The following is a 26999-nucleotide window of genomic DNA, read 5'->3' on the forward strand; positions in this document are numbered from 1 at the left end:
GTCCAACCTCGTTCACCCTGTCCGTGAAGACCGGGTCGGTGTCCGTCGCTCTGACTCGACAAAAGTTACGCCACCAACCACACCAACGCAAATCGGCAGGTCGACTGACACTCTCGAGGCATTCACGCAGCTCGACCTCGTAGTGTCACGTCACCGCGCCTGCCACATGCCCCAACGCGCAGATGTGATGCCAGCCACAGCCCGAACTGCCACTGCCGCAACAGCGTTCACCCCCGCATCGCGTTCCGGCGCACATTGTCCACATGCTCCGGCACTGGAATATCCCCCGTGAGGTCCGCGGCAGGTTCGGCGGGGCCGAGTGCCTCCCACACCGGAACAACTCCGGCCCACACGTCTCCCCGCTGGATGTCGAGGTCGTCGTCGACCGGTCCACCGGACCGCGATTTCACCGATGCCTCGTACATCGGAAGCGCCAGCACTGCGGTGGCAGCCAGCTCTTTCCGCGTATGCGAACGCACATGCGCGCTCCTTCCGGGGACCACCTGATCGACTATCGCGTCCAAGGCTCGAATCCGTTCGTCGGCGTCCTCCACTCGGCGAGGCCGGCCGACCACGACGGCACTTCGGTAGTTCATCGAATGGTGGAATGCCGATCGGGCCAGGACCAGTCCGTCGATAACAGTTGTGGTGACGCAGATGTCCTGGTCAGGAGCGTCGATCATGCTGCGTGACGCCACGGATCCGTGCAGGTACAGCGTGCCTTCCCTGTCCGGACCGGCGGGATCGACGCCGAACACCGTCGGTACGACGCGAGGCACCCCAGCGACGATCACGCCGAGATGACAGATGCGCGCCGAGCGCAGGACGTCGAGCAGCGCCGCCCGTTCGAGGCCGGCACGATTTCTACCCCTCATCACTACGGTTCGCGCTGTCGGGGAAAGAGGCACGTCGTCGGCTGTCATGGTGTCCAGGATGCGGCACGAGTGGCCTTCCGTCATGGTCCAATGGAGATGACTTTGTACAGGCCACTTTTACACGGATGCCGAAGGAGACCGAAACTCGATGCTCCCGATCTCTCTGTCGATCACCATCGATCGCGCCGACGCTCGGACGCTGCCCGTCCAATTGGCCGATCGCATCCGATCCGCAATCGACGACGGAGAGCTGCAACCCGATTCTCGATTGCCCAGTACCCGAGCGCTTTCCGTCGATCTGGGCATTGCGCGTGCGGTCGTGGAGAAGGCATACGAACAGCTCGTCGCAGAAGGCTGGCTCGATGCCCGGCGCGGTTCGGGCAACTACGTCCGACGAATCCCCCACGCAAGTCGATCGGCTGCGATGGCCTCGAGCGCACTTACTGCCCCACGAACACCCCCGCGGATATCGCTCCGCCCGGGAATCCCGTGGACTCCACCCTCGGCATCCGATGCCTGGAAGCGCGCGTGGCGCGATGTCGGCGGCACACCACCTCCCGGCGACTATCCGGATTCCGCCGGCACTCTCGAACTGAGGACTCGCGTCGCCGAACTACTCCGCCGCGCACGCGGACTGCACACCACTCCAGCGTCGATCGTGATCACGACGGGCAGCATTCACGGTCTCGATCTCGCCCTGGGTGCGCTCTCCGTTTCCGAATCCGTCGAACATGTTCTTGCACTGGAGAATCCGGGATACAAGTCCGCTGCTGCTCTCGCGACGCACCGCGGGTGGTCCCTACACGACGTTCCCGTCGATCGCGATGGCTTGATCGTCGAACAGCTCGACTCGGCTCCTCCGCGGACACCAGCCGTGTACGTCACGCCGTCGCATCAGTACCCGACCGGCGCATTCATGCCCATCGGCCGTCGCCGCGCCCTGGCGGACTGGGCACGCGGCAACGATTCGATGATCATCGAGGACGACTACGACTCCGAATTTCGTTATGGTGCAGCACTTTTGCCCACAGTGGCCGAACTGGCACCCGATCGAACCGTCTACCTCGGCACCGTATCCAAGACCCTCGGTGCCGGGATACGTCTCGGCTGGATGGTGGCACCCCAGGCGATGGTCGACCGCATCTCGGCAACGCGCCGCGCGATCGGCGACCACCCATCGGTTCCCGTCCAGCAGGCAATGACGTCCATGATGCGCGACGGCGAATGGGACAGAGCCGTCCGAACTGCGCGGCGAATATATCGCACCCGTGACCGCATGGTCGCCGCAGCGCTGGCCAGGTTCGGCGAGCTCCGGGGAGTCGGAGCCGGGCTGCATACGGTGTTGATCGTCGATACCGGCACAGCGCGCGACGTCGCTGCCGCGTGTGCAGCGAGTGGCGTGGACGTACCGACACTCGAACACTCGACCCGCTCGCACACAGCCCGGGGTGGAATCGTCGTCGGATACGGATCCGTCTCCGACGACGAATTGGACTATGCCATAAGCATATTGGTCGAAGCGCTGGAAGCCGCGCTACTCAGCTGACCCGCTCGATGCTGCCACCGAGTGCACTCAGGTTCTCGACGAATCTCGGATAACCGCGATCGATGTGGAACACGTCATGCACCTCTGTCGTACCGTCGGCCACCAACCCCGCGAGAACCAAGCCGGCCCCGGCCCGGATATCGGAGGACCATACCGGCGCACTGGACAGCTGCGGTACACCGCGAACCACGGCGTGGTGGCCATCGGTACGCGCGTCGGCCCCAAGCCTGATCATCTCCTCGACGAACCGGAATCGAGCTTCGAAGACGTTTTCGGTGATCATCGACGTGCCGTCGGCGACGGTCGCGAGTCCGATGGCCATCGGCTGCAGGTCGGTCGGGAACCCTGGATACGGAAGCGTCGCGAAATTGACCGCCCTCGGGCGCTCGTGCTGAACGACGCGGAAGCCGTCGGGCTCGCTGGTGACCTCGGCTCCGGCAGATCTCAACTTGTCCAACACCAACGACAGGTGCTTGGGGTTGACCCCACGGACTCGTACATCCCCACGAGTCATGGCAGCGGCGATGCCCCAGGTCGCAGCGACGATGCGATCGCCGATCACCCGATGGGTCGTCGGCTTCAGCGCGCTCACACCCCGAATGGTCAAGGTCGATGTACCTGCACCGCGGACGTCGGCACCCATCTCGTTGAGCATGTTGCATACGTCGACGATGTCCGGCTCACGCGCGGCGTTGTCGATCACCGTCTCCCCGGTGGCGAGGACTGCGGCCATCAAGATGTTCTCGGTGGCACCAACGGAAGGAAAGGCCAGTCTGATGTTCGCGCCGCGCAGCTCGTCCGCTTCCGCGACCACACACCCGTGTTGAATTTCGCTGCGTGCTCCGAGCAATTGGAGACCGGACTGGTGCATGTCGAGGGGACGCGACCCGATCGCGTCACCACCCGGCAGTGCCACGACAGCTCTCTTGCATCGCGCAACCAACGGTCCAAGCACACACACCGAAGCTCGGAACTGGCGAACTGCCGCGAAGTCGGCGTGAAACTTCGGCATGGCCGGAGTGGTGATGTGAACGACCGATCCCTCCAACTCGACCTCACAGCCGAGCCCACGCAACACCTCCGCCATCAGTGGCACGTCCAGGATGTCGGGGCAATTGGTGATCGTGCTCGTGCCCTCTGCCAGCAGCGCTGCCGCCATCAACTTGAGGACGCTGTTCTTTGCACCACCGACCGCCACCTCACCGACGAGGCGATTTCCACCGTTGACCAAAAAGCGTTCACTCACGTCGACAGCGTAGCCAGCGGGACCGACCGACACCCGCGCGGTACCGTAGCGCGCATGGCCGTCCACCTCACCCGCATCTATACGAGAACCGGCGACGACGGGACCACCGGGCTGAGCGATTTCTCCAGAGTGTCCAAGAACGACGAACGTCTGATCGCCTACGCGGACTGCGACGAGACCAACGCAAGCCTGGGTGTGGTTCTCGCACTGGGCAACCCGCCCGAATCGGTGCATTCGGTGATCCGCACCATCCAGAGCGATCTTTTCGACGCGGGGGCCGATCTGTCGACTCCGGTCGTCGAGAATCCGCAGTACCCGCCTCTGCGCATCGATCAGAGCTACGTCGACCGCCTCGAAGGCTGGTGCGACGAGTTCAACGAGGAGCTTCCCGCTCTGACGTCGTTCATTCTGCCAGGTGGAACGCCGCTGGGAGCGTTGCTACACGTGTCACGGACGGTGGCCCGACGCGCGGAGCGGTCGGCATGGGCCGCCGTGCACGCGAGCCCGGAGACAACGAGTGCCTTGCCGGCGAAATACCTCAACCGACTCTCGGATCTACTGTTCATTCTGAGTCGTTACGCCAACCCCGAAGGCGACGTCCAGTGGGTTCCCGGATCGAGCCGCGCGCCGAGCGATCCGACTACCGACGAGAGCTGATCAGGCCGCCGGTCGTCGGCGACGCGAGCGGCCGGAGGGCCGAGACTCGACCCAGGACAGGAAAGCGGTCAACGCACTTCGGTCCAGGGCGATCTCGAAATACTTACCGTTGTCGGACAGTTCCAACACCGCGATGTCGGGTGTCATGATGTCGAACTCGGTGTCCCGTGGGGCTCGTCGATCACCCACATGGATGTCCTGCCGACCCAGCCGATGATCGGGGCCGGGGCGAAGACTCGACAGCTTGAAGAAGACGAGGGTGTTGTCGCCGTATCGAATGATGCCGTGGCGCCAACCGGCACCACCGTCCGACGGCAGCACTCGCATGATCGCCGCAGTTCCCCCGCGGCGAAGAACCATCAGACGGTACGCAAAAGCCGCGACGAGCCCTGCGAGCAGCACAACCAGAATGATCAGAACAATCAATCCGTAGTGCATCGCAGGTCTCGTCGCGGCTTCTCGTGAACCTAGGACCGCTCGACAGCGCGGACACGACCCTTGGCCACAGCAATGGCCTCGAGGTCGTCGCCGTTCTCTGCCACTACAGCCCGTGCCGCCTCGACATCGATGTCGTCGGCGAAATCGGCCGATTCTGCCAGCACGGTGACCGTCTTGCCGGTCACCGACAGGAATCCACCGTGAACGGCTGCGATGAGCTTCTCGCCGTCCGTGGTCGTGATCGACACCGTGCCGCCCTCGATCAACTGCCCGAGGACAGGCTCGTGGCCCAGCATGATGCCGATCTCGCCTTCGGTGGTCTCAGCGCTGACGATGGTCGCGGTACCGGACCACAGCTTTTGCTCCACAGCGACCAGGGAGACCTCCATGCCGCTCTTCTCGGAAGAAGTCACGTCGGTCTACTTTCCGGCCATCTTCTTCGCGGCTGCCTCGACATCGTCGAGACCGCCACAGCTGTTGAAGGCCTGCTCGGGAAGGTGGTCGTACTCACCCTTGGTGACCTTGTCGAATGCCTCGATGGTGTCGGAGAGCGACACGACCGAACCGGCCTCGCCGGTGAACTTCTCGGCAACGATGAAGTTCTGGCCGAGGAACTTCTGGAGGCGGCGTGCGCGGCCGACCAGAACCTTGTCCTCTTCCTGAAGCTCGTCCATGCCGAGGATGGCGATGATGTCCTGCAGCTCCTTGTACTTCTGCAGGATCCGCTTGACCTCGTTGGCGACGCGGAAGTGCTCCGCACCGACGATGCCGGGCTCGAGGATGCGCGAGGTGGAGCTCAGCGGGTCCACAGCGGGGTAGATACCCATCTGCGAAATCGGACGCGAGAGCTCGGTCGTCGCATCGAGGTGCGCGAACGTCGTGGCCGGGGCCGGGTCGGTGTAGTCGTCGGCGGGAACGTAGATCGCCTGCAGCGAGGTGATCGAGCGTCCACGGGTCGAGGTGATGCGCTCCTGGAGCTCACCCATCTCGTCCGCCAGCGTGGGCTGGTAACCGACGGCCGACGGCATACGACCGAGAAGGGTCGACACCTCCGAACCTGCCTGGGTGAAGCGGAAGATGTTGTCGATGAACAGAAGAACGTCCTGTCCCTGAACATCGCGGAAGTACTCCGCCATGGTCAGTGCCGACAACGCCACGCGCATACGCGTGCCGGGCGGCTCGTCCATCTGGCCGAAGACGAGGGCGGTGTCCTGGAGGACGCCCATCTCTTCCATCTCGAGGTGAAGGTCGGTGCCCTCACGGGTACGCTCGCCGACTCCTGCGAACACCGAGGTGCCCGAGAACTCGCGTGCGATACGAGTGATCATTTCCTGGATCAGAACGGTCTTGCCGACACCGGCACCACCGAACAGACCGATCTTTCCGCCCTTGACGTACGGGGTCAGAAGGTCGATGACCTTGATGCCGGTCTCGAGGATCTCGGTCTTGCCCTCGAGCTGATCGAAGGCTGGTGGCTTGCGGTGGATGCCCCACTGCTCGCCGTCGCGGCCGAGTCCGGGGGTGTCCAGGCAGTCACCGAGGGCGTTGAACACGTGGCCCTTGACGACGTCACCGACGGGAACCGAGATCGGCTTGCCCGAGTCGATGACTGCAGTGCCGCGGACGAGTCCGTCGGTGGGCTGCATCGAGATGGTGCGAACCAAGTTGTCGCCGAGGTGCTGTGCGACCTCGAGCGTCAGGGTCTTGGCCACGGTCGGCAGAGTGATCTCTGCGTTGAGGGCGTTGAACAGTGCGGGAATCGAGCCGCGCGGGAACTCGACGTCCACAACGGGGCCGATGACCCGAACGACACGGCCGGACTGTGTGTCCGCTCCGCTCGCGTTCTCTTGGGCTACTGCTGCGGTCATTGCTTAGTCACTTCCTGCGCTGTCGGCCAACGCGTTGGCGCCACCGACGATTTCGCTGATTTCCTGGGTGATCTGGGCCTGCCGAGCCTGGTTGGCCTGACGGCTCAAGGTCTCGACCAATTCGTTCGCGTTGTCCGTCGCTGCCTTCATGGCGGTACGACGCGCCGCGGACTCCGACGCTGCTGCATCGAGCAACGACGCGTAGATCCTGGTGCTGATGTACTTGGGCAGCAGCGCCGAGAGCAGAGTTCCTGCTTCCGGCTCGAACTCGTACTGTGCCTGCACATCTGCGGTCGGCGAGTCGCTCAACGCGTCTGCACCCATCTGGTACTCCTCGTCGGTGTACGAGATTTCGAGCGGTGCCATACGACGAACTTCGGGCTTCTGCGTGAGCATCGACACGAAGCGGGTGTAGACGATGTGCAACTCGTCCACGCCCTCGACGGTGCCTTCACCGTTGGGAGCGTCGACCTCGGTGCCCGAGCCGGCCATGAACAGCTCGACCAGGTGCCTGCTCGCCTTGGCCGCGTCGGCGTACCCAGGCTCCTGCGAGAAGCCCGTCCAGGCACCCTTCACATCCCGCTCGCGGAATGTGTAGTAGCCCAGGCCTTTTGCGCCGAGGACGTAGATGACCGGATCCTTGCCCTCGGAGCGGAGCAGCTGGAACAGCTCTTCCGTCTCCTTGAGCACGTTGGAGTTGTAGCCGCCGCACATACCGCGGTCGCTGGTCACGACCAGAACTGCGGCACGCTTGGGCTCGGTTCGCTCGTTGAGCAACGGGTGATCGAGCGAGCTCGATGCACTCGCCAACGCGGAGAGCACCTTGGTGATCTCTTCCGCATACGGCTTCGACGCGGCAACGCGGGCCTGGGCCTTGGTGATTCGCGATGTCGCGATCAACTCTTGTGCCTTGGTGATCTTCTTGGTCGAGTTGACCGACTTGATGCGGGAGCGAAGCTCGAGAATGCTTGCCATCTAGCTGTTCACGCTCCCTTCTGTGCTCGTCTTGTCACCTGTCATCGCCGGCCTACTTGCTGACTGTCTTGCGAGTGACGTTGACCTGCTCCTGGCTGACCTCATCGGCGTTCAGAGTGTCGGCCTCGGCCTCGTTGACGACGCGGTTGCCGTCCGAGTCGACGAATCCGGCCTTGAACTTCTCGGTCGCCTCGGTCAGCGCCTTCTGGTTGTCCTCGTCGAGAGCCTTGCCACCGGCAATGCTGTCGTAGACGCCGCTGGCGTTGCGGTGCAGATCCTCGAGCAGTTCGGTCTCGAAGCGACGCACGTCGCCGACGGGCACCGAGTCGTACGTGCCCTGGCCTGCGAGCCAGATCGAGACGATCTGGTCTTCGACGGCAACCGGGGCGTACTGATCCTGCTTGAGGAGCTCGACCAGACGTGCGCCGCGCTCGAGCTGCGCCTTGGAGGCCGCGTCGAGGTCGGATGCGAACGCCGAGAAGGCTTCCAGCTCGCGGAACTGAGCGAGCTCGAGGCGAAGAGATCCGGAGACCTTCTTCATGCCCTTGGTCTGTGCCGCGCCGCCGACTCGGGACACCGAGATACCGACGTTGATCGCGGGACGAACGCCCTTGTTGAACAGGTCCGACTCCAGGAAGACCTGGCCGTCGGTGATCGAGATGACGTTGGTCGGGATGTACGCCGAGACGTCGTTGGCCTTGGTCTCGATGATCGGCAGAGCCGTCAACGATCCGCCACCGAGCTCGTCGGACAGCTTCGCCGAGCGCTCCAGCAGACGGGAGTGCAAGTAGAAGACGTCACCGGGGTATGCCTCGCGGCCCGGCGGACGACGCAGCAGCAGCGAGATGGCGCGGTACGCCTCGGCCTGCTTGGTCAGGTCGTCGAACACGATGAGGACGTGCTTGCCCTGGTACATCCAGTGCTGGCCGATGGCCGAGCCGGTGTACGGGGCGAGCCACTTGAAGCCGGCCGAATCGGACGCGGGAGCCGCGACGATGGTCGTGTATTCGAGTGCGCCCTGCTCCTCGAGTGCAGCCTTGACGCCTGCGATCGTGGAGCCCTTCTGGCCGATGGCGACGTAGATGCAGCGAACCTGCTTCTTCTCGTCACCGCTCTCCCAGTTGGCCTTCTGGTTCAGGATCGCGTCGATGCAGACCGCGGTCTTGCCGGTCTTGCGGTCGCCGATGATGAGCTGACGCTGGCCGCGGCCGATCGGGGTCATGGCGTCGATCGCCTTGATACCGGTCTGCAGCGGCTCCTCGACGGGCTGACGCTCGAGCACCGAGGCAGCCTGCAGTTCGAGGGCGCGGGTCTCGGAGGACTCGATGTCGCCGAGGCCGTCGATGGGCTTGCCCAGAGGGTCCACGACGCGGCCGAGGTAGCCGTCGCCCACGGGGACCGACAGCACGTCTCCGGTGCGCTTGACTTCCTGGCCTTCTTCGATGTGCTCGTAGTCACCGAGGATGACGGCACCGATTTCGGTGGCATCCAGGTTCAGCGCGACACCGAGGACTCCGCCGGGGAATTCCAGGAGTTCGTTGGACATCGCCGACGGCAATCCGGACACGTGAGCGATTCCGTCGCTCGTGTCCGTAACCGTGCCGACCTCCTCGCGGGAAGACTCCGGTGAGTAGCTCGCGGTGAAGTTATCGATCGCGCTACGGATCTCGTCGGAGGAGATCGTCAGCTCCGCCATAGTGTTTCCTGCTCTTCCTTCAAATGATCGCGGGGTGAAATGTCTCGAAAGTCGAGACGCTTCTTCTCGTTACTGTGTCCGTGTCGGACTATTTGAGCGTCTTTCGCAATGCAGCGAGGCGGCCTGCCCCGCTACCGTCGATGACCTCGTCGCCGATACGAACGACAAGTCCGCTGAGCAGTTCGGTATCGACCTCTACATGCACCGTGACCTGCTTGCCGTACGTGCGGGTCAAGGTTGCCGTCAGCTTCTCGAGCTGACTGTCGCTCAGTGGGGCTGCGCTGCGGACGTGTGCAACCGCGCGGTCACGCTGTTCGGCGGCCAGATCGGCCAGTCCGTTCAGTACGTCCGCGGGAGCCGTCTTTCGCGGACGCGTCACAGCCTGAACTGCGAGCGCCTCGGTGACCGCGGTGACCTTGCCGTAGAGCAGGCGACCGAGCAGTTCACGCTTGGCCTGCGAAGGCTTCGAGCGATCCGACAGGGCCTGCTCGAGCTGCGGGTTGGCTGCCACGATCCGCCCGAGCCGGAACAGTTCGTCCTCGACCGTGTCCAACTGATCCTGATCGGCCGCGGCGCGAAGCAGAGCTTCCCGTCCCAGCTCGACCAGCGAGTTCAGCAGGTCACGAGCGGTGGACCAGCTTTCACCGGCAGCGGCCTTGACGATCGTCGCCGTTGCACTCGACACCTGGCCGGAGAAGACCTCTCCGGCCAGATCGCTTCGCCGAACGCCCTCGACCGACGAATCGGCGAGAGCGGTACGCAACGTGCGCTGCGCGTCGAGAGTGTCGACGACGGCGAACAACTCGGCACCGGTCTGAGCAGCGACGGCTGTTGCCTCGCCTGCCGACGCGGACCCCAGAGCTTCGTGGGCAACCGACCGCGTGCGGGCGAGTGCCTCACGAGAAGTTGCGTACATGGTTCGACTCACTTTCCGGATGCGGAGTCCGCGGTGACGGAATCCAACTCGTTGAGGAAGCGATCGATCGAACTGGAACGCTTCGCGTCGTCGGACAACTGCTCTCCGATGACCTTCTCAGCGAGTTCGACGGCCGTGCGTCCCAGATCTCCCCGAAGCTCGGTGACGATCTGCTGACGCTGAGCAACGAGCTGATTGTGACCTGCAGCCACGATCCGGTCGCTTTCTTCCTGCGCCTTTTCCTTCATCTCGGCGAGAATGGCCTGCCCCTGGGTGCGCGCTTCCTCACGGATCTGCGCGGCCTCGGAACGGGCGTCGGCCAGCTGAGCGTGGTACTGCTCGAGTGCAGCCTTGGCTTCCGCCTGTGCCTCTTCGGCCTTCTTGATTCCGCCTTCGATGAGCTCGGAACGCTCAGCGAGAACCTTGGTGAAGCGCGGCACCACGTACTTCCAGAAGAGGAAGCCGATTGCCGCGACACAGACGAGCGACCAAACGATGTCGTAGGTTGCGGGCAGAAGAGGGTTGTATTCCTCCCCCTCCGCCGCCAGCAACGTAATCGCGTTTGTCATCGCGCTCTCAGAGAATGAAGCCGGCGACGAGGCCGATCAGGGCGAGGGACTCGGTGAATGCGATGCCGAGGAACATGGTGGTACGGAGCTGGCCGGCCAACTCGGGCTGACGAGCGGTTGCTTCCATGTTCTTGGCAACGACGAGGCCGAGGCCGATGCCGCCGCCGATTGCTGCGAGGCCGTAGCCGATGGCTCCGTAGCCGGTCGCGTTGATTTCCTGCGCCTGGGCCAGAACTTCAAGGCTCATTGGGTTTTCCGTTCCCTTTCTTCGGTCCACATCCGGGTGTCGGAGGTGGCGGTGTAGCTGGTTCGGTCAGTTGGTCGGTCAGTGCGAGTCTGCGTGCAGCGACAGATCGATGTAGATCGCCGTGAGCAGCGCGAAAATGTAGGCCTGGAGGAAGATCACCAGCATCTCGAACAACGTGAACAGGAAGCCCATGATGAGCGAGGGTGCCGCGAAGATCTTCAGCCCGGCCGACGCCTCGAAGAGGAAGAACTGGGTCGCGCTGAAGAACAGCACGAGCATGATGTGGCCGGCCAGCATGTTGGCGAGCAGACGCACCGTCAACGTGAACGGGCGAAGTACGAAGTTCGAGACGAACTCGAGCGGGATCAGCAGCACGTGCATCGCCGGCGGAATGCCCGGGATGACGATGGTGCCCTTCACGAACTTCCCGACGCCGAACTTCTTGACGCCTGCGTAGATGAACGCGACGTACGCGACCGCAGCGAGCACGATCGGTAGACCGATGCGCGCATTCGACGAGATGTTCAGAAACGGAATGACAGCGCTCGCGTTCACCGCGAACACCGTGAAGAAGATGGTCATGATGACGGGCAGGAACCGACGACCCTGTTCTTTACCGAGCACATCTTCTGCGACGTGGATCCGAACGAAATCGAGAGCGATCTCTCCGACGTTCTGAAGACCACGCGGAACGATCTTCGGGCTGCGGAGGGCAACCACCATGAAGATGATCAGAATCGCCGACATCAGGATGCGGATGAGCATCAGCCTGTCGAGCTCGAACGGGGTCCCCTCGAACAGCACCGCGGGAGGAAAGAAATCGGATAGTGACGGCGGACTGTATTCCGCAGCCAGGGTGGTGACGCTCAGCGGTCTCTCCCGTGTTCGGGCCGCAGCCGGGTAACGACTGCGGTTCGATCGGACAATGACGATCTATCAAGTCGACGAAAATCGGCTCGCAATCGTCAGAGGCTGAGGCCCGGTCTTCATCGGCCAAGCGTCTGTCGGGTGTCGGCGACTCACGTCGACTCGGCAACTCTCAGGGCGGAACCTTACGTTGCCGAAGTCGATGACTCCGGGCCTACTGTAAGGAAGCTCACGCTGACTGCTACCTGCGGGGGTCGAGTCCAGGGAAAAAGTCTCTTTCGTCCCAGTCTTGCCCACCGCTTGATGCAAACTTTATCAACAGAACTACGACGTTGTGTAGGCGGCCCTCAGCTTAACCGATTACGACAGGCTGTCGTACTACCGATCGTCGGTCTTGTCCTCGGCGGGGACGCTGTCCACGTAGGCGACCTTGGTCTTGACGACCCCGAAGACCTCCGCACCGAGCACGACGACGAGCGCTCCCAGAATCGTCAGGCCCAACGCGTAGCGGTTGTAGAAGTCGGCGTCCTTGAGTGCGACCAGCACGATCAGCGCAATCACCATCTTCACCAACCAACCGCCCAACAGCAGGGCTCCGACCGCCGAGGCCGGAAATCGCGTGGTGAGAGCAACAGACAACGCCGTCGTGATGACGAAGCCTCCGCCGATGGCCACACCGATGATCGATCCCCACAGGCCGGGCGTTCCGGCCGCGGCCACGGATATACCTACGCTCACCACGGTCAGCACCACCAGTCCGATGAGTCCGTATCGGACTGCTGCGCGAAGCGGCGCGAATTGATCGGGCATGGACTGCGGAGTGAAGGTCACAGTTGTCGAGGGTACCCAGCTCGCGACCGCGAACAACCGACGGGATCAGCCGCCGCGTCGGGCGCTTCGCGCTTCCGACCCCTGCGATCGGTCCACCCTCAGTGTGGGCACAGCCGTGACGACCAGTGCGAACACCAGACCGGCTGCGACCAGAAGCACCACTATTCGGCGGTCCAACAGGGACGACCCCACCGCCCCGAAGGCGAGGACACCGACCCACAGGTAGATCACCAGCACCACCCGGCGGTGCGAATGTCCGATCTGCAGTAGCCGATGGTGCAGGTGCATCTTGTCGGGGCTGAAGGGACTCCGCCCTGCTCGCGTACGGCGGATGACAGCCAGCAGCAGGTCGAGGATCGGGATGAGCATCACGGCCCCGACCAGCAGAAGCGGCGACAGCAGACCCAGCAGGTCGCGTGGGCCGTACGCCGTCAACGGGATCCGCCCGGAGGCACTGGTCGAGATCGTGGCCAACGTCAGACCGATGAGCATCGATCCCGAATCTCCCATGAAGATGCGCGCGGGTTGGAAGTTGTGCGGCAGAAACCCCAGACACGCGCCCGCCAGCGCCGCTGCGATCAGCGCCGGCGGGTAGACGCCGACGTCGCCGCCCTGCTCCTGAAGCAACCCCACGGAGAAGATGCAGATCGCCACCGAGGAAATGAGCCCGAGACCGGCCGCCAGCCCGTCGAGACCGTCGACGAAGTTCATCGCATTGACGATCACGACGGTGATCAGAACGGTCACCAGTCCGGCTTGCAGTTGGTCGAGCACCAGGGTGCTACCCGGCTGACCGGGCTCGCCTCCCCACGGCTGATACAGAACGACCCAGCTCACCCCCATGATGACGAGGACTCCGGCCGCCGTCACCTGGCCGACGAACTTGGTCAGGGCGTCCAGACCCCATCGGTCGTCGATGACGCCGACCAGGACGATCACGAAGCCGGCAACCAATGCGGCGGGAATGTCGCGGTTGTAGGCGACGTCGAATCCGCGAGCCAGCGCAGGCAGCTGCGACGCGAAGAGCAGCGCAGCCAGCATGCCCACGTAGATTCCCACTCCCCCGAGCCTCGGGGTGGCCTGCACGTGGACGTCACGATCACGAGGAACAGCGACGGCACCGAACTTGATGGCCGCCACACGGACACCGCCGGTGGCGAAGAAAGTGACGACGGCGGCAGTGAGAAAGACCAGCAGTAGCTCGCGGATAGGAACGCCTGCACCCAGATTCGACTGAGCCAACATCTCGACGCTCATGCGGCACGGACAGGCATGTCAGGACGCTCCCGGAACCAGGCTTTCGGCGGTGACACCGAGAACCTCGGCAATCTTCTCGGTGGGAATGGCACCGACCCGGAGAATTCGCGCTCGATCGCTCGTCAGATCGATGATGGTCGACGCCACCGCGTGATCGGCCGGTCCCCCGTCCAGGTAGACCGCCGCCGAGCCGCCGAGTTGATCTCGCGCCTCCGTCACGGTGGTGGCGGGTGGACTGCCGGAGATGTTGGCACTGGACACTGCGAGCGGGCCGACCTCGCGCAACAGCTCGAGTGCAACCGGGTGCAGCGGCATCCGCAACATGACGGTGCCCTGGGCGTCACCCAGATCCCAGGCCAAGGATGGAGCCTGCTGCACGACGACGCTCAGTGCGCCGGGCCAGAAGGCACGAATCAGGTCTCGGGTGCGTGGCCGGACACTCTGGACCAGGCCGTCGATGGTGTTCCACGAACCGACGAGCACGGGAACCGGCATATCGCGTCCCCTGCCCTTGGCCCGCAGCAGATCCGTAACAGCGCTGCCGTCGAATGCATCGGCGGCGATCCCGTACAGGGTGTCGGTAGGCATGACGACGAGTCGGCCGGACTTCAGGGCACCGCGGGCAGCGGTCAATCCGGCAGCGCGCGCGTCGGCTTCACGGCAGTCGTAGACGGTACTCACGGCACCTATCCTTCCACCTTCGATAACGAAGTGATGTCAGGTGTCGCCCGCCTGCCGTTCCCGTAGTCAGGCCGGGGCCGAGTGTGCCCGTGCGGCGACGACGAACCGTGGTCTACCCGCCAGATCCGGATGCGCGGTGACCTCGGTGAACACTCGTCGCCTGGACAGCAGAGCCGCAACCTCGCTGCCATTGGAGTCGTCGTGTTCGATCGCGACGCCGCCGCCGATCCGAAGCCAGCGGGCGATGTTGCCGATCATCGGTTCGATGACGGACAGTCCGTCCGCACCGCCGAACAGCGCCATGTGCGGGTCGTGATCGATCACCTCGGGGTCCAGGTCTGCCCCCTCCGGGATGTAGGGCGGGTTGGCGACGATCATGTCGACTGCACCGTCGAGTTCGGTCAACAGATCTCGGGCCGTGACGTCGCCGTGGTGCAGTGTGATCGGGGTGTCGCCGTGGCCGCTACGCAGATCGGCATTGCGCCGGGCCCACGCCAATGCAGACGGGTCGAGTTCGACGGCATGGACGACGGCGTCGGGCCGAGCGTTGGCGATCGCCAGTGCCAATGCGCCCGAGCCCGTGCACAGATCGAGAATCACCGGCGGATGGTGGTCGACGTTTTCGAGGAACGCCAGAGCCCAGGCCAACAACAATTCGGTTTCCGGCCGAGGCACGAACACGCCCGGTCCTACTTCGACGTCGATGTTGCCCAGCGAGGTCGTTCCCGTGATGTATTGCAGCGGAATGCGTTTCGCGCGCTGCTCGACGGTGCGGAAGTACGCCTCGACAACCTCGGGTTCGACGAGAGGAACCAGACCGAGACGGCCGCGATCCACGCCGACGAGGTGTGCGGCGAGCAGCTCCGCATCGACCCGTGGGCTCGGCACACCGGCAGCATCGAGCATCGACGTTGCTTCGAGGATGGCCAGACGTAGCGGCTTGCGACTCACCAGTACAGACTGCCACGAGGCACCGACAACCCTGTCACACGCGCCCCAGCAACTCCGACTTCTTGGCGTAGAACTCGTCGTCGGTGAGGAAGCCCTTCGCGTGCAGACCTGCGAGTGCCTCGATCGCAGCCGTGATGTCGGAGATGTCCACGCCCGACGGGTTGCTCTGAGGCGTCTGGTTCGAGGACTGCTGCGAGGAGGACGGTTGCGTGTAGCTCTGCGGAGCGGCTTGCGGTGCCGCCTGGTTCTGCGAGTTCGTTCCGCTCGACTGCTGGTCGACGCGAGGCAGGCTGCCGGCGGTGAACGTGCCGTACTGGCTGGTGAACTCGAGCGAGCCCGGTCCACCGCCCTGCTGTTGCTGGACTCCGCCGATGGAGTGATCGAGAGTGTCGTACACGGCCAATTCGCCGCCGACCAACACCGCGAGGCGTCGAGAACCCGGGAACACTGCGTACTGCGAGCCGTTCTGACCCCCGCTCGAGCTCGGTGCACCGAGATCCGACGGCCACCACGAGCCGCCGCCGAACGAGTTTCCACCGAACGAGCTGTTGCCGGTCTCCCTGGGCGGGTACACCTGATGCTGCGCCAGCACTGCAGACAGATCGCGGCAGAGGCCGTCGACCCGGCTCTTGAGTCCGTGATCGAACATGTTGCCCACCATGGTCATTCCGCCGCGCATCCACTGCCCACTGCCGCCGAGCTCGGGGATGTTGAACTGCGCCATGGTGCCGCGGCCGTTGTTGACGGCGTCGAGCATCGTGCGGACGGCGTCGGTCGAGACGCCGTAGCGCGACGACAGCTCGGACACGGCGTTCTCGCCTGCGGGGGTCAGGGGCTGGTTCATGTCTGGTGTGCCTCTCGGGGCGCTGTTACGGGGTCGAACCTGGCCGCCAGGGTATCGCACCGATCGGCGAATCGGCCCGGCGAAATCTGTAAAGCTATGTGCCGCAGCTACTCTGCTTGCATGCGCGCGTCGCGGTCCGCCTTGGCGAGCGCGTCGAGCAACGCATCCATCTCGCCGTCGAGCAGGGCGTCGAGGTTGTGCGCCTTGAACCCGATGCGGTGATCGGTGATGCGGTTCTCGGGGTAGTTGTAGGTTCTGATCCGCTCCGAGCGGTCGACGGTGCGCACCTGGCTGGCTCGTCCGGCCGAGGCCTCTTCGTTGGCCGCTTCCTCAGCGGCCGCCTGCAGACGAGCGGCGAGAACCTGCATCGCACGCGCCTTGTTCTGCAGCTGCGAGCGCTCGTTCTGGCAGGTGACCACGATGCCCGTGGGAAGGTGCGTGAGCCGGACCGCGGAGTCGGTGGTGTTGACGCCCTGGCCGCCCTTGCCGGACGAGCGATACACGTCGATGCGCAAGTCGGTTTCGTCGATCTGAACTTCTTCGACCTCGTCCGGTTCGGGATACACGAGAATTCCGGCCGCAGAGGTGTGCACGCGTCCCTGTGATTCGGTGACGGGTACTCGCTGCACGCGGTGGACCCCACCCTCGAACTTCAACCGGGCCCAGACGCCGTCGAGCGGATCCTTGGTCTTGATCGACAGGGTCGCGTCCTTGTATCCGCCCAGGTCCGAGACGTTCGCGTCGAGGACTTCGACCCGCCACCCGCGGCGTTCGGCGTAGCGCACGTACATCCGCGCGAGATCGGCTGCGAAGAGTGCCGATTCCTCGCCACCCTCACCCGACTTGACCTCCATCACGATGTCGTCGCCGTCGTGCGGGTCACGTGGTGCCAGCAGGTCGGTCAGAGTCTGCTCGAGCTGCAACACGGTCGCCTCGAGATCGGGAATCTCGGCCGCGAACGACGAATCGTCGGCCGCCAACTCACGCGCGGCTTCGAGGTCGTCCTGCGCGGAGGTCAGCTTGGTGTGCGCGGACATGATGGGGGCCAGTTCGGCGAATCTCTTGCCTGCTCTGCGGGCCGCGGACGGATCGTTGTGCAGAGCTGGGTCGGCGAGTTGCTGCTCGAGTCCGGAGTGTTCGGCAAGGATGTCGTCGATGGCCGAAGGCTTGTCTGTTCTCGCCATGGGGATGACTCACTCTCGAACGCGGGTGCAACTGGGTGTGGACACAAAAAAAACCGACGCCCGTCCTGTGAATCACAGGACGGGCGTCGGCGGAACAGCTAGCTGTCTGCGTCGGCCTTCTTGCCGGCGCGCTTGCCGTAGCGAGCCTCGAAGCGAGCGACGCGGCCGCCGGTGTCGAGAATCTTCTGCTTGCCGGTGTAGAAGGGGTGGCACTGCGAGCAGACCTCGACGCTGATGCGCTCTTTGTCGGTGGTGCTTCGGGTCTCGAAAGTATTGCCGCAACCACAGACGACTGTCGTCAGTGTGTAGTCGGGGTGAATTCCTGCCTTCATGGTGTCCTTACCGTTCTTTGTAATGGTCGCCGGGTCGCCTTCGCCGATCGAAGACGTGAACCGGAACCGGACTCGGCCGTTGATTATGCCAGAGCGTGCATCCGCCCTGCTAATCGTCGGTACTTCTGTGCCGACAGATGCTTACAACGCACGCACCTGCCGGCTTGTTCCCCGGGCGAAAGATCCGGGGAACACCCGGTCAGTCGTTGTTGCCGCCCGGCGCGGTCTTGGAGACCTCCATGAGGAATTCCAGGTTGTTCTTACTCTTCTTCAGGCGATCGACCAGCAGGTCGATGGCCTGATGCGAGTCGAGACCGGACAACACGCGCCGCAGCTTGTGCACAACGGCAGCCTCGTCGGGAGCCAGGAGCAGCTCGTCGTGGCGGGTGCTCGACGGGTTGATGTCGACGGCCGGGAACACGCGGCGTTCGGCGATCTTGCGATCGAGCTTGAGCTCGGCGTTGCCGGTGCCCTTGAACTCCTCGAAGATCACGGTGTCGCCGGTGGATCCGGTTTCGACCATGGCCGTGGCGATGATCGTCAACGATCCGCCGTGCTCGATGTTTCGAGCCGCACCGAGGAATCGCTTCGGCGGGTACAGCGCGGTCGAGTCGACACCACCGGACAGAATTCGGCCGGATGCGGGCGAGCTGTTGTTGTACGCACGTCCCAGACGGGTGATCGAGTCGAGCAGAACCACCACGTCCTGGCCGGCTTCGACCAGGCGCTTGGCCCGTTCGATCGCCAGCTCGGCCACCGCGGTGTGGTCGCCCGGCGGCCGGTCGAACGTCGACGCTATGACCTCGCCCTTGACGGAGCGCTGCATATCCGTCACTTCCTCGGGACGCTCGTCGACGAGGATGACCATCAGATAGCACTCGGGATTGTTGATCGCGATCGCGTTGGCGATGGCCTGCAGAACACTCGTCTTACCTGCCTTCGGCGGGCTGACGATGAGCGCGCGTTGGCCCTTGCCGATCGGCATCACCAAGTCGATGATGCGCGTGGTCAGAATGTTCTGCTGCGTCTCGAGGCGCAGCCGCTGATTGGGGTACAGCGGGGTGAGCTTGCCGAATTCCGGACGCTTGCGCGCGGCCTCGACCTCTCCCCCGTTGACGGTGTCCAGACGCACGAGCGGGTTGAACTTCTGCCGCTGACCGGACTGCTCGCCCTCGCGTGCCACTCGAACCGCGCCGGTCACCGCGTCGCCGCGTCGAAGGCCGTTCTTGCGCACGAGGTTCATCGACACGTAGACGTCGTTGGGTCCGGCGAGGTAGCCGGAAGTGCGGACGAACGCGTAGTTGTCGAGCACGTCGAGGATGCCGGCTACCGGCTGAAGAACATCGTCCTCGCGAATCTCGGTGTCGCGCTCGCGGCCACCGCCACCCTCGTTGCCGTCGCCACGGTCGCGTCCGCGACGGCGTTCACGGAACCGCCGTCCCCGACGTCCGCGGCCTTCGCCGTCGTCGTCCTGGTTGTTGTCGCGGTTGTCGCGCGGACCGTTGTTGCGATCCTCGTTGCGACCGTCGCCCTGATTGCGATTGCGACCGCCCTGATTGCGACCGCCGCCGTCGCGGTTCGAGTTGTCCCGGTCACCCTGATTGCGGTTTCCGTTGTCACGGTTGCCGCTCTCGCGGTTGGAGCCGTCCCGGTCGCCTTGATTGCGGCTTCCGGAGTCACGGTTCGCGTTGTCGCGGTTGCCGTCGGCGTCACGCGGTTCGCGCTCCGACCCGTCCTGGCGGTTACGTTCGCCGCGGCTACGACGGGGCCGCTCGGTGGCGGCGCTGTCGCCGGTCTCGTCCGACTTCTCGGCCTGCGGCGCGGCTGCGGGCGAATCGGTCGCCGCGGGTGCGGATCCGGCCGAATCGTTGCTGTCGTCGAGTGGGAGTTGATCGGGAGCACCGGCGCGCCGACCTGCGGCACGACGTCCGCGTGTCCGGCGACCCGTCTCGGGAGCCGCATCGGCAGAATCGCTCGATTGCGTCGCGGTTGCGTCCGAGGACGGCGCTTCGGGAGCCGACTGCTTCGGTGCCGCCTCGGCTGCCGGCCGATCTTCGACGGCAGGCGCGGATGCAGCGGCACGACGCGACCTCGGTGCGTCGGATTTCGGTGCGTCGGATTTCGGCGCGTCCGACTTGGCCGGTGCGCTGCCCGACTGACGCTCGGAAATCGCAGCGATCAGATCGCCCTTGCGCATACCGGAAACGCTCTTGATACCGAGTTCACCAGCGAGGCTGCGCAGCTCGGTGAGAACCATTCCGGACAGGCCTGCACGTCGGCGTGACGTTTCGGGCGCAGAGATTAGTTCCGTATCGGTCACGGAGGTCCTTTCCTTCCCTCGCTCGCTCGATGCGCAGCCGAGGGTTCGTTCCGCAGTTCGGCGTTCTGCCGAGCTCGGATATTGCCGTTCATGTTCGACGCACTCCGTCGACGACACCATCGATCCGAGACCGCAGAGAACCACGGGGAGGATCGAGTCAGGAGCGTCACATCACTCGGACGTTTGAATCCCCCGAATACAGCGACCTGATTGCCCTGACGAAACCGGCGTCTGAAGCGCACGATGTACGGACAGGGTTCACCATAGCGCCGTTGTCCCCACTCGGCAAGAACCCTACTCGTCGGTTGTCACGCGACGGTGACTCCGTCGGCCACGTCGAGGTCGAGCACCCGCCACCCCTCTGCCGATGCAGCCTCGCGCAGATCGGCCGGAAACTCCTCGGTGCACAGCGCCATGACCGTCGGGCCCGCGCCGGACACCACGGCTGCGATGGACCGCGCACGCAAGGTGGCGATCCAGCGAGTGGTGTCGGGCAACGCCTGGGCGCGCTGGCCTTGATGCAGCAGGTCCTCCGTCGCGGACATCAACAAATCCGGACGCTCGGTCAGCGCCACCACCGCAAGTGCACTTCGGCTGACGTTGAAGGCCGCGTCACGATGGGGCACCAACTCGGGCAACAGTCCCCGGGTGTGCGACGTCGACGAGCGTTCGGACGGTATGAGCACGACGACCTTGATGCTCGGGTGCACCTCGAGCCGCACGGCTGCGTAGTTCCGCGCCGTCACACTGGCATTGGGCGGTTCGCTCCAGGACACGACCGCACCGCCGAGGCAACTCGCCGATGCGTTGTCGGGATGACCCTCGAACTCCGACGACAGCTGGACGAGCTGCCCCTCCGACAGCGCGAGCGACGGATCCACTTTCGCGGCCAGCGCATTCGCGGCAGCCAGGCCACCGACCACAGCCGACGCGGAGGAACCGAGGCCCCTCGAATGCGGAATCACGTTGCGGCAGTGGATATCCAAACCGTCGGCCCACACTCCGGCAGCTTCGAGTCCCCGCTCGATGGCGCGCACCACCAGATGCGTCGGACCCCACGGCACGTCCGCCGAACCCTCACCGTCGACGTGAATTCGAAGTCCCGACGCGGTGGTCGTGACCTCGATCTCGTCGTACAGCCCCAAAGCGATTCCGAGACTGTCGAATCCGGGTCCGATGTTGGCACTGGACGCCGGAACGCGCGCGGTGACCGTGAGCCCGATGGGGAGTGTCGTCGTCATTGCCGGAGATTCCGTCAACTCAGGCCAGCTCGAGCGCAGCCGCGACAGCGACGGGATCGACCGAGATGGGTTCTACGGCAGGCATTCCCGACAGCGCTGTGTCGGGATCCTTGAGGCCGTTTCCGGTGACCGTGCACACGACGGTCAGGCCCGGTTCCAGCCAGCCTTCCTTCCGAGCTGCGAGCAGACCGGCGACGCTGGCCGCGGAGGCGGGCTCGACGAACACGCCCTCGGTCTTCGCGATCAATCGGTACGCCTCGAGGATTTCCTCGTCGGTCGCTGCGCGGAATGCTCCGTTCGATTCTTCCTTGGCGTTGACGGCACCGTTCCAGGATGCGGGCGAGCCGATCCGGATCGCGGTGGCGATCGTTTCCGGATCCTTCACCGGCGCACCGTGAACCAGAGGAGCGGCGCCTGCGGCCTGGACTCCGAGCATCCGCGGCTTGCGCGTGGTGAGACCGTCACGGAAGTACTCCGAGTAGCCGCGCCAGTACGCGGTGATGTTGCCTGCGTTGCCGACCGGCAGTGCATGGATGTCCGGTGCGTCGCCGAGGGCGTCGCAGATCTCGAAGGCCGCGGTCTTCTGGCCTTCGATGCGGACGGGGTTCACGGAGTTGACCAGACCGATGGTCGGGAACTCGGCCGTGGTCTTGCGGGCCAGTTCGAGACAATCGTCGAAATTGCCCTGCACCTGAATGATCTTGGCTCCGTGCATGACTGCCTGAGCGAGCTTGCCCATGGCGATCTTGCCCTGCGGAACCAGTACGGCACAGCTCATTCCGGCCTTGGCCGCGTAGGCGGCAGCGGAGGCCGAGGTGTTGCCGGTCGAGGCGCACAGAACGGCTTCCTGGCCTCGGGCGAGCGCATCGGTGACGGCCATGGTCATCCCGCGGTCCTTGAAGGAGCCGGTGGGGTTGAGTCCCTCGACCTTCAGATGCACTGTGCACCCGGTCAGTTCGGAAAGGTGCCCGGCCGGCAACAGCGGGGTGCCGCCCTCGCGCAACGTGACGGTCTTCCAATCCGGGCCGATCGCCAGACGCGAGCGGTATGCCTCGATCAGACCGGGCCAGGGGGTGTGGACGCTCATACGGTGGTGCCTTCCAATCGGAGAACGCTGGCGACGTTGACGACGACGTCGAGCTGCTCGAGGGATGCAACGGTGTCGGACAGTGCGGAGTCGGCCGCGAGGTGCGTGACGACGACGAGCCTGGCTCCGTCACCCGAGCCCTGCTGACGCACCGTGGAGATGCTGACGTCGCGCTTGGAGAACTCTGCCGCCACCGTGGCGAGAACGCCCGGCTTGTCCGCGACCTGCATGCTGACGTAGTAGCGAGTGAGGATGTCACCCATGGGGGCCACCTTGAGCTTGGCGTACTTGGATTCGAGTGGGCCCCGTCCGCCGTAGAACTTGTTGCGAGCGGCCATCACCAGGTCGCCGAGTACTGCGGACGCGGTCGGCGCACCACCGGCACCCTGGCCGTAGAACATCAGGCGACCGGCGGCCTCTGCTTCGACGACCACGGCGTTGAACGCACCGTTCACCGATGCCAACGGGTGGTTCAGCGGAACGAGCGCGGGGTAGACCCGAGCGGAGATCCGCTCCTTGCCCTTGGGCGTGACGATCCGCTCGCAGATCGCCAACAGCTTGATGGTGCAGTCCAAGGATTTCGCGGTTTCGAGATCGTCCGAGGTGATTTTGCTGATTCCCTCGCGATAGACGTCACCGGCAGTGACCCGCGTGTGGAATGCGATGGACGCCAGGATGGCAGCCTTCGATGCAGCGTCGTAGCCTTCGACGTCAGCGGTCGGATCGGCCTCGGCGTAGCCCAGACGCCCTGCCTCGGCGAGGGTTTCGGCGTAGTCCGCTCCGGTCTCGTCCATGGCGGAGAGGATGAAGTTGGTGGTGCCGTTGACGATGCCGGCAACCTTGTTCACGCGGTCACCCGCGAGAGACTGCATCAGCGGACGAACCACGGGAATGGCTCCGGCCACGGCGGCCTCGAAATACAGGTCGGCACGGGACTTCTCGGCCGCGTCGGCGAGCTCTCCGGTGTACTCGGCCAGCAGGGCCTTGTTGGCCGTGATGACGGACTTGCCCTTCTCCAGAGCAGACAGCACCAGCTTGCGGGGAATGTCGATGCCGCCGAGTACCTCGACGACGATGTCGACGTCGTCGCGGCCGACCAGTTCTGCCGGGTCGTCGGTGAGCAGCTCGGCCGGTACTCCACGATCGCCGTCGACTCGACGCACAGCGATGCCTCGAATCGCCAGTGGCGCACCGATTCTGGCCTCGAAGTCCTCGGCGTTCTCGGTGAGGATGCGGACGACCTCGCTACCGACGTTTCCGAGTCCGAGTACGGCGACGCCTATCGGCTTCGATGTCATGGCTGAACCTCCAAGCTGAGCAGATCTTCGATGGTTTCCCGCCGCAGGATCAGGCGCGAGTGCCCGTCCTTGACCGCAACCACAGCGGGCCGCGTCAGCAGGTTGTAGCGACTGGACATGGAGTAGCAGTAGGCCCCGGTGGCCGCTACTGCGAGCAGGTCACCCGGCCCGACGTCTGCCGGCATCCATGTGTTCTTGATGACGATGTCGCCGCTCTCGCAATGCTTTCCGACCACCCGAGCCACGACGGCCTCGGCATCGCTCGAGCGCGAGACCAATCGACAGTCGTATTCGGCCTGGTACAGCGAGGTGCGAATGTTGTCGCTCATGCCGCCGTCGACGCTGATGTAGCGCCTGCGCGTCGACTTGTCGACGGTGACATCCTTGATCGTGCCGACCTCGTAGAGCGTGACGGTGCCCGGTCCGGCGATGGCGCGGCCGGGCTCGACGGCGATCGTCGGAACAGGCAGTCCCACTGCGGCGGACTCCGTCTCCACGATAGCGGTCAACTTCGCCGCGAGCTGCTCCACCGGGGGCGGATCGTCACTCGGCACGTACGAAATACCCATGCCGCCACCGAGATCCAGAGTCGAGATCTGTGCGGTCTTGTCGACGCCGAACTCCGAGACGATGTCTCGCAGCAGCCCGATCACCTTGTGCGCCGCCAGTTCGAAGCCGTCGACCTCGAATATCTGCGAACCGATGTGACTGTGCAGTCCCACGAGGCGAAGGTTGTCGGCGGCGAACACACGCCGGACAGCGTCGAGCGCAGAGCCGTCGGCAAGCGAGAAGCCGAACTTCTGATCCTCGTGCGCGGTGGCGATGAACTCGTGCGTATGCGCTTCGACCCCGACGGTGATGCGAATCAGAACGTCCTGCACCACACCGGCTGCGCCGGCGACGCCGTCGAGACGGTCGATCTCGATATTGGAGTCGAGAACCACATGCTCGACGCCTGCGCGTACGCCCGCCTCGAGCTCGGCGACCGATTTGTTGTTGCCGTGCATGGCAATTCGATCAGCCGGGAATCCGGCGGCCAACGCAATGGCCAACTCGCCTCCGGAGCAGATGTCGAGTGAGAGCCCTTCGTCGGCCACCCAGCGTGCGATCTCACCGCACAGGAAAGCCTTGGAGGCGTAGTGCACTCGTTCGGGTGCCCCGAATGCGGCGGCCATTTCACGGCACCGCGAACGGAAGTCGTCCTCGTCGATGACGAACAACGGTGTGCCGTACTGCTCCGCGAGATCGGTGACCGACACTCCGGCGAGACGGACGGTGCCGTCCTCACCGCGCTCGGCGTTGCGGGGCCACACCTGCTCGGGCAGCGTCGTCATCTCCGACGCGTCGGCCGGGCGATGGGACATCGACTCTTTCGCGGGGGCATCGGCATGCTTGGGTCCCGCCGGATGTGCGCTCACATTCGCTCCGGTGCGCTGACCCCGAGCAGTTCGAGGCCGTTGGCCAGGACCTGCCGGGTCGCGTTCCCCAACGCCAGTCGTGCAGTGTTCACAGGTCCGGGCTCCTCGTCTCCTTGTGGAAGTACTCGACACGCACCGTAGAAACGGTGATAGGCCCCCGCCAGCTCTTCGAGGTAGCGGGCGATCCGGTGTGGTTCGCGTAGTTCAGCGGCACTGGCCACCACTCGTGGGTACTCGCCGATCGTCCTGATCAGCTCGCCTTCCTGCTCGTGGGTGAGCAGGCTCAGATCCGGCTGCTGCGCGCTGATTCCCAGTTCGGCGGCGTTGCGCGCGAGCGAGGCCAGCCGGGCGTGGGCGTACTGGACGTAGTACACCGGATTCTCGTTGCTCGCACTCGCCCACAGCGCGAGGTCGATGTCGATGCTGGAGTCGACGGACGAACGGATCATGACGTACCGGGAGGCGTCGACGCCGATGGCTTCGACCAGGTCGTCGAGGGTGATGACGGTTCCGGCACGCTTGCTCATCTTCACCGCAACGCCGTCGCGGACGAGGTTGACCATCTGGCCGATGAGGACCTCGACGGTCTCGGGGTCGTCTCCGAACGCCGCCGCGGCGGCCTTGAGCCGCCCGATGTATCCGTGGTGATCTGCTCCGAGCATGTAGATGCACAGATCGAAGCCGCGCTGCCGCTTGTTCTGGAAGTAGGCGATGTCTCCAGCGATGTAGGCGGCGTTGCCGTCGCTCTTGATGACGACGCGATCCTTGTCGTCACCGAAGTCGGTGGACCGCAGCCACCAGGCCCCGTCTTCCTCGTAGAGGCTCCCCGAGGTCTTGAGGTATTCGACCGACTTGTCGACGGCTCCGGACTCGAACAGCGAGTTCTCGTGGAAGTAGACGTCGAAGTCGACGCCGAACTCGTGCAGGTTCGCCTTGATCCGATCGAACATCAACTCGGTGCCGATGGACCGGAACGCCTCTTCCTGCGCCTCGGTGTCCAGCGCGAGCGCATCGGGTCGCTCGGCGAGCACGTGCGCTGCGATGTCGGCGATGTATTCGCCCGCGTAGCCGTTGTCTGGTGCAGGCTCACCCTTCGCTGCGGCGATGAGCGAGTGAGTGAAGCGCGCGATCTGAGCGCCGTGATCGTTGAAGAAGTACTCGCGGGTGACCTCTGCCCCGTGGGCGGACAGGATGCGGCCGAGTGCATCGCCGACGGCTGCCCACCGGGTACCGCCGAGGTGAACCGGACCGGTCGGGTTGGCCGAGACGAACTCGAGATTGACCTTCTTGCCAGCCATCGAGGACCCGTTGCCGAATGCCGAACCTGCCGCGAGCACGCGGGCAACGATCTCGCCCTGCGCTGCAGCGGCCAGTCTGATGTTCAGGAATCCGGGGCCTGCGACGTCGGCCTCGGCGATGGCGGCGTCGGCGGCAAGAGCCTCGGCGAGCCAGCCGGCGAAGTCGCGAGGATTGGCTCCGGCCTTCTTCGCGACCTGGAGTGCCACGTTGGTCGCGTAGTCGCCGTGCTCGGGATTGCGGGGACGCTCGACGGTCAGCTTCGCAGGGAGGACGGATGCATCCAGGCCACGGTCGGCAAGCACCTTCGCGGCGGTCGCGTGAAGCAGTTCGGCAAGATCGGCGGGAGTCACAGGTAG

Annotated in this window: 26 protein-coding genes; 2 read left to right on the forward strand and 24 right to left on the reverse strand. The window is 64.6% G+C overall.

The window, feature by feature from the left end; translation table 11 throughout:
• Positions 1 to 227 precede the first annotated feature (227 nt).
• Positions 228 to 875: a pyridoxamine 5'-phosphate oxidase family protein gene (locus AB0366_RS25355; protein WP_366246430.1), complete on the reverse strand. Its 648-nt coding sequence runs from the start codon at positions 873 to 875 to the stop codon at positions 228 to 230.
• Positions 876 to 1023: 148 nt separating this feature from the next.
• On the opposite strand from AB0366_RS25355, the gene AB0366_RS25360 reads away from it, so the two are divergent.
• Entirely contained in the window at positions 1024 to 2421 is a 1398-nt protein-coding gene (locus AB0366_RS25360) for a PLP-dependent aminotransferase family protein (RefSeq protein WP_366246432.1), read from the forward strand.
• Here the strand turns inward: AB0366_RS25360 and murA are convergent.
• Positions 2414 to 3667, reverse strand: a complete 1254-nt coding sequence (gene murA / locus AB0366_RS25365; RefSeq protein ID WP_366246433.1) for a UDP-N-acetylglucosamine 1-carboxyvinyltransferase — start codon at positions 3665 to 3667, stop codon at positions 2414 to 2416. The two genes, AB0366_RS25360 and murA, sit on opposite strands and share 8 nt — an antisense overlap.
• Positions 3668 to 3721: 54 nt before the next feature.
• Between murA and AB0366_RS25370 the strand changes: the two genes are divergently transcribed.
• Complete coding sequence (locus tag AB0366_RS25370) at positions 3722 to 4324, forward strand: cob(I)yrinic acid a,c-diamide adenosyltransferase (protein WP_128645507.1); 603 nt, start codon at positions 3722 to 3724, stop codon at positions 4322 to 4324.
• On the opposite strand, the gene AB0366_RS25375 is transcribed toward AB0366_RS25370, so the two are convergent.
• The 22 genes from AB0366_RS25375 to argS form a co-directional block, all read right to left on the reverse strand.
• The gene (locus AB0366_RS25375) at positions 4325 to 4762 is read right to left on the reverse strand and encodes a DUF2550 domain-containing protein (RefSeq protein WP_094647098.1); all 438 of its coding nucleotides are present in this window, start codon (positions 4760 to 4762) and stop codon (positions 4325 to 4327) included.
• 29 nt (positions 4763 to 4791) lie between these two features.
• Positions 4792 to 5151, reverse strand: a complete 360-nt coding sequence (locus AB0366_RS25380; RefSeq protein ID WP_366246506.1) for a F0F1 ATP synthase subunit epsilon — start codon at positions 5149 to 5151, stop codon at positions 4792 to 4794.
• Positions 5152 to 5181: 30 nt separating this feature from the next.
• Positions 5182 to 6630 (reverse strand): F0F1 ATP synthase subunit beta, encoded by a 1449-nt coding sequence (gene atpD / locus AB0366_RS25385; protein ID WP_094638681.1) that lies wholly within the window; start codon positions 6628 to 6630, stop codon positions 5182 to 5184.
• A gap of 3 nt (positions 6631 to 6633) precedes the next feature.
• The gene (locus AB0366_RS25390; protein WP_121873648.1) at positions 6634 to 7605 is read right to left on the reverse strand and encodes a F0F1 ATP synthase subunit gamma; all 972 of its coding nucleotides are present in this window, start codon (positions 7603 to 7605) and stop codon (positions 6634 to 6636) included.
• 52 nt (positions 7606 to 7657) lie between these two features.
• Positions 7658 to 9301 (reverse strand): F0F1 ATP synthase subunit alpha, encoded by a 1644-nt coding sequence (atpA, locus tag AB0366_RS25395; protein ID WP_037193380.1) that lies wholly within the window; start codon positions 9299 to 9301, stop codon positions 7658 to 7660.
• Between the two features lie 88 nt (positions 9302 to 9389).
• Positions 9390 to 10217 (reverse strand): F0F1 ATP synthase subunit delta, encoded by an 828-nt coding sequence (locus AB0366_RS25400; RefSeq protein ID WP_121873649.1) that lies wholly within the window; start codon positions 10215 to 10217, stop codon positions 9390 to 9392.
• 8 nt (positions 10218 to 10225) lie between these two features.
• Positions 10226 to 10786, reverse strand: a complete 561-nt coding sequence (locus AB0366_RS25405; RefSeq protein WP_121873650.1) for a F0F1 ATP synthase subunit B — start codon at positions 10784 to 10786, stop codon at positions 10226 to 10228.
• A 7-nt stretch (positions 10787 to 10793) separates the two neighbouring features.
• Positions 10794 to 11033 carry an ATP synthase F0 subunit C gene (locus AB0366_RS25410; protein WP_128645511.1) on the reverse strand — a complete coding sequence of 80 codons (240 nt, stop codon included), beginning with the start codon at positions 11031 to 11033 and terminating at the stop codon, positions 10794 to 10796.
• A 78-nt stretch (positions 11034 to 11111) separates the two neighbouring features.
• A complete protein-coding gene (gene atpB, locus AB0366_RS25415; RefSeq protein WP_183130561.1) occupies positions 11112 to 11888 on the reverse strand; it encodes a F0F1 ATP synthase subunit A in 777 nt (258 codons plus the stop codon).
• A gap of 390 nt (positions 11889 to 12278) precedes the next feature.
• Positions 12279 to 12710, reverse strand: a complete 432-nt coding sequence (locus AB0366_RS25420; protein ID WP_366246507.1) for a hypothetical protein — start codon at positions 12708 to 12710, stop codon at positions 12279 to 12281.
• A 66-nt stretch (positions 12711 to 12776) separates the two neighbouring features.
• Positions 12777 to 13988: an MraY family glycosyltransferase gene (locus tag AB0366_RS25425; RefSeq protein WP_121873654.1), complete on the reverse strand. Its 1212-nt coding sequence runs from the start codon at positions 13986 to 13988 to the stop codon at positions 12777 to 12779.
• 18 nt (positions 13989 to 14006) lie between these two features.
• A complete protein-coding gene (locus AB0366_RS25430; protein ID WP_121873655.1) occupies positions 14007 to 14669 on the reverse strand; it encodes an L-threonylcarbamoyladenylate synthase in 663 nt (220 codons plus the stop codon).
• Positions 14670 to 14735: 66 nt separating this feature from the next.
• The gene (prmC, locus tag AB0366_RS25435) at positions 14736 to 15620 is read right to left on the reverse strand and encodes a peptide chain release factor N(5)-glutamine methyltransferase (protein WP_366246436.1); all 885 of its coding nucleotides are present in this window, start codon (positions 15618 to 15620) and stop codon (positions 14736 to 14738) included.
• Positions 15621 to 15654: 34 nt separating this feature from the next.
• Positions 15655 to 16464, reverse strand: a complete 810-nt coding sequence (locus tag AB0366_RS25440; protein ID WP_121873657.1) for an SHOCT domain-containing protein — start codon at positions 16462 to 16464, stop codon at positions 15655 to 15657.
• Between the two features lie 107 nt (positions 16465 to 16571).
• Positions 16572 to 17648 carry a peptide chain release factor 1 gene (gene prfA / locus AB0366_RS25445; RefSeq protein ID WP_314145325.1) on the reverse strand — a complete coding sequence of 359 codons (1077 nt, stop codon included), beginning with the start codon at positions 17646 to 17648 and terminating at the stop codon, positions 16572 to 16574.
• A 98-nt stretch (positions 17649 to 17746) separates the two neighbouring features.
• On the reverse strand, positions 17747 to 17980 hold the full coding sequence (gene rpmE, locus AB0366_RS25450) for a 50S ribosomal protein L31 (protein WP_008715081.1): 234 nt from the start codon (positions 17978 to 17980) through the stop codon (positions 17747 to 17749).
• A gap of 199 nt (positions 17981 to 18179) precedes the next feature.
• Positions 18180 to 20300 (reverse strand): transcription termination factor Rho, encoded by a 2121-nt coding sequence (rho, locus tag AB0366_RS25455; protein WP_366246437.1) that lies wholly within the window; start codon positions 20298 to 20300, stop codon positions 18180 to 18182.
• 308 nt (positions 20301 to 20608) lie between these two features.
• Positions 20609 to 21541: a homoserine kinase gene (thrB, locus tag AB0366_RS25460; protein WP_366246439.1), complete on the reverse strand. Its 933-nt coding sequence runs from the start codon at positions 21539 to 21541 to the stop codon at positions 20609 to 20611.
• A 19-nt stretch (positions 21542 to 21560) separates the two neighbouring features.
• The gene (gene thrC / locus AB0366_RS25465; RefSeq protein WP_366246440.1) at positions 21561 to 22628 is read right to left on the reverse strand and encodes a threonine synthase; all 1068 of its coding nucleotides are present in this window, start codon (positions 22626 to 22628) and stop codon (positions 21561 to 21563) included.
• Positions 22625 to 23926, reverse strand: coding sequence for a homoserine dehydrogenase (locus AB0366_RS25470; protein WP_121873660.1), 1302 nt, complete (start codon positions 23924 to 23926; stop codon positions 22625 to 22627). Before AB0366_RS25470 ends, thrC begins: the two co-directional genes overlap by 4 nt.
• Positions 23923 to 25344: a diaminopimelate decarboxylase gene (lysA, locus tag AB0366_RS25475; RefSeq protein ID WP_366246442.1), complete on the reverse strand. Its 1422-nt coding sequence runs from the start codon at positions 25342 to 25344 to the stop codon at positions 23923 to 23925. Before lysA ends, AB0366_RS25470 begins: the two co-directional genes overlap by 4 nt.
• Positions 25341 to 26993, reverse strand: a complete 1653-nt coding sequence (argS, locus tag AB0366_RS25480) for an arginine--tRNA ligase (protein ID WP_366246443.1) — start codon at positions 26991 to 26993, stop codon at positions 25341 to 25343. The genes lysA and argS overlap by 4 nt, the downstream gene beginning before the upstream one ends.
• Positions 26994 to 26999 lie beyond the last annotated feature (6 nt).

Source organism: Rhodococcus sp. NPDC076796 (assembly GCF_040702765.1).
Taxonomy (GTDB): Bacteria; Actinomycetota; Actinomycetes; order Mycobacteriales; family Mycobacteriaceae; genus Rhodococcoides.

What these genes read in the sequence shown, in the direction of transcription:
- AB0366_RS25440 (WP_121873657.1), bottom strand. Translation starts at nt 16,464, where the DNA reads ATGAACCAGCCCCTGACCCCCGCAGGCGAGAACGCCGTGTCCGAGCTG.
- AB0366_RS25360 (WP_366246432.1), top strand. Translation starts at nt 1,024, where the DNA reads ATGCTCCCGATCTCTCTGTCGATCACCATCGATCGCGCCGACGCTCGG.
- AB0366_RS25355 (WP_366246430.1), bottom strand. Translation starts at nt 875, where the DNA reads ATGAGGGGTAGAAATCGTGCCGGCCTCGAACGGGCGGCGCTGCTCGAC.
- AB0366_RS25380 (WP_366246506.1), bottom strand. Translation starts at nt 5,151, where the DNA reads ATGGAGGTCTCCCTGGTCGCTGTGGAGCAAAAGCTGTGGTCCGGTACC.
- AB0366_RS25470 (WP_121873660.1), bottom strand. Translation starts at nt 23,926, where the DNA reads ATGACATCGAAGCCGATAGGCGTCGCCGTACTCGGACTCGGAAACGTC.
- prfA (WP_314145325.1), bottom strand. Translation starts at nt 17,648, where the DNA reads ATGGCGAGAACAGACAAGCCTTCGGCCATCGACGACATCCTTGCCGAA.
- AB0366_RS25425 (WP_121873654.1), bottom strand. Translation starts at nt 13,988, where the DNA reads ATGAGCGTCGAGATGTTGGCTCAGTCGAATCTGGGTGCAGGCGTTCCT.
- rpmE (WP_008715081.1), bottom strand. Translation starts at nt 17,980, where the DNA reads ATGAAGGCAGGAATTCACCCCGACTACACACTGACGACAGTCGTCTGT.
- AB0366_RS25370 (WP_128645507.1), top strand. Translation starts at nt 3,722, where the DNA reads ATGGCCGTCCACCTCACCCGCATCTATACGAGAACCGGCGACGACGGG.
- AB0366_RS25375 (WP_094647098.1), bottom strand. Translation starts at nt 4,762, where the DNA reads ATGCACTACGGATTGATTGTTCTGATCATTCTGGTTGTGCTGCTCGCA.
- AB0366_RS25390 (WP_121873648.1), bottom strand. Translation starts at nt 7,605, where the DNA reads ATGGCAAGCATTCTCGAGCTTCGCTCCCGCATCAAGTCGGTCAACTCG.
- AB0366_RS25410 (WP_128645511.1), bottom strand. Translation starts at nt 11,033, where the DNA reads ATGAGCCTTGAAGTTCTGGCCCAGGCGCAGGAAATCAACGCGACCGGC.
- atpD (WP_094638681.1), bottom strand. Translation starts at nt 6,630, where the DNA reads ATGACCGCAGCAGTAGCCCAAGAGAACGCGAGCGGAGCGGACACACAG.
- AB0366_RS25405 (WP_121873650.1), bottom strand. Translation starts at nt 10,786, where the DNA reads ATGACAAACGCGATTACGTTGCTGGCGGCGGAGGGGGAGGAATACAAC.
- thrB (WP_366246439.1), bottom strand. Translation starts at nt 21,541, where the DNA reads ATGACGACGACACTCCCCATCGGGCTCACGGTCACCGCGCGCGTTCCG.
- atpA (WP_037193380.1), bottom strand. Translation starts at nt 9,301, where the DNA reads ATGGCGGAGCTGACGATCTCCTCCGACGAGATCCGTAGCGCGATCGAT.
- AB0366_RS25400 (WP_121873649.1), bottom strand. Translation starts at nt 10,217, where the DNA reads ATGTACGCAACTTCTCGTGAGGCACTCGCCCGCACGCGGTCGGTTGCC.
- AB0366_RS25420 (WP_366246507.1), bottom strand. Translation starts at nt 12,710, where the DNA reads ATGCCCGATCAATTCGCGCCGCTTCGCGCAGCAGTCCGATACGGACTC.
- thrC (WP_366246440.1), bottom strand. Translation starts at nt 22,628, where the DNA reads ATGAGCGTCCACACCCCCTGGCCCGGTCTGATCGAGGCATACCGCTCG.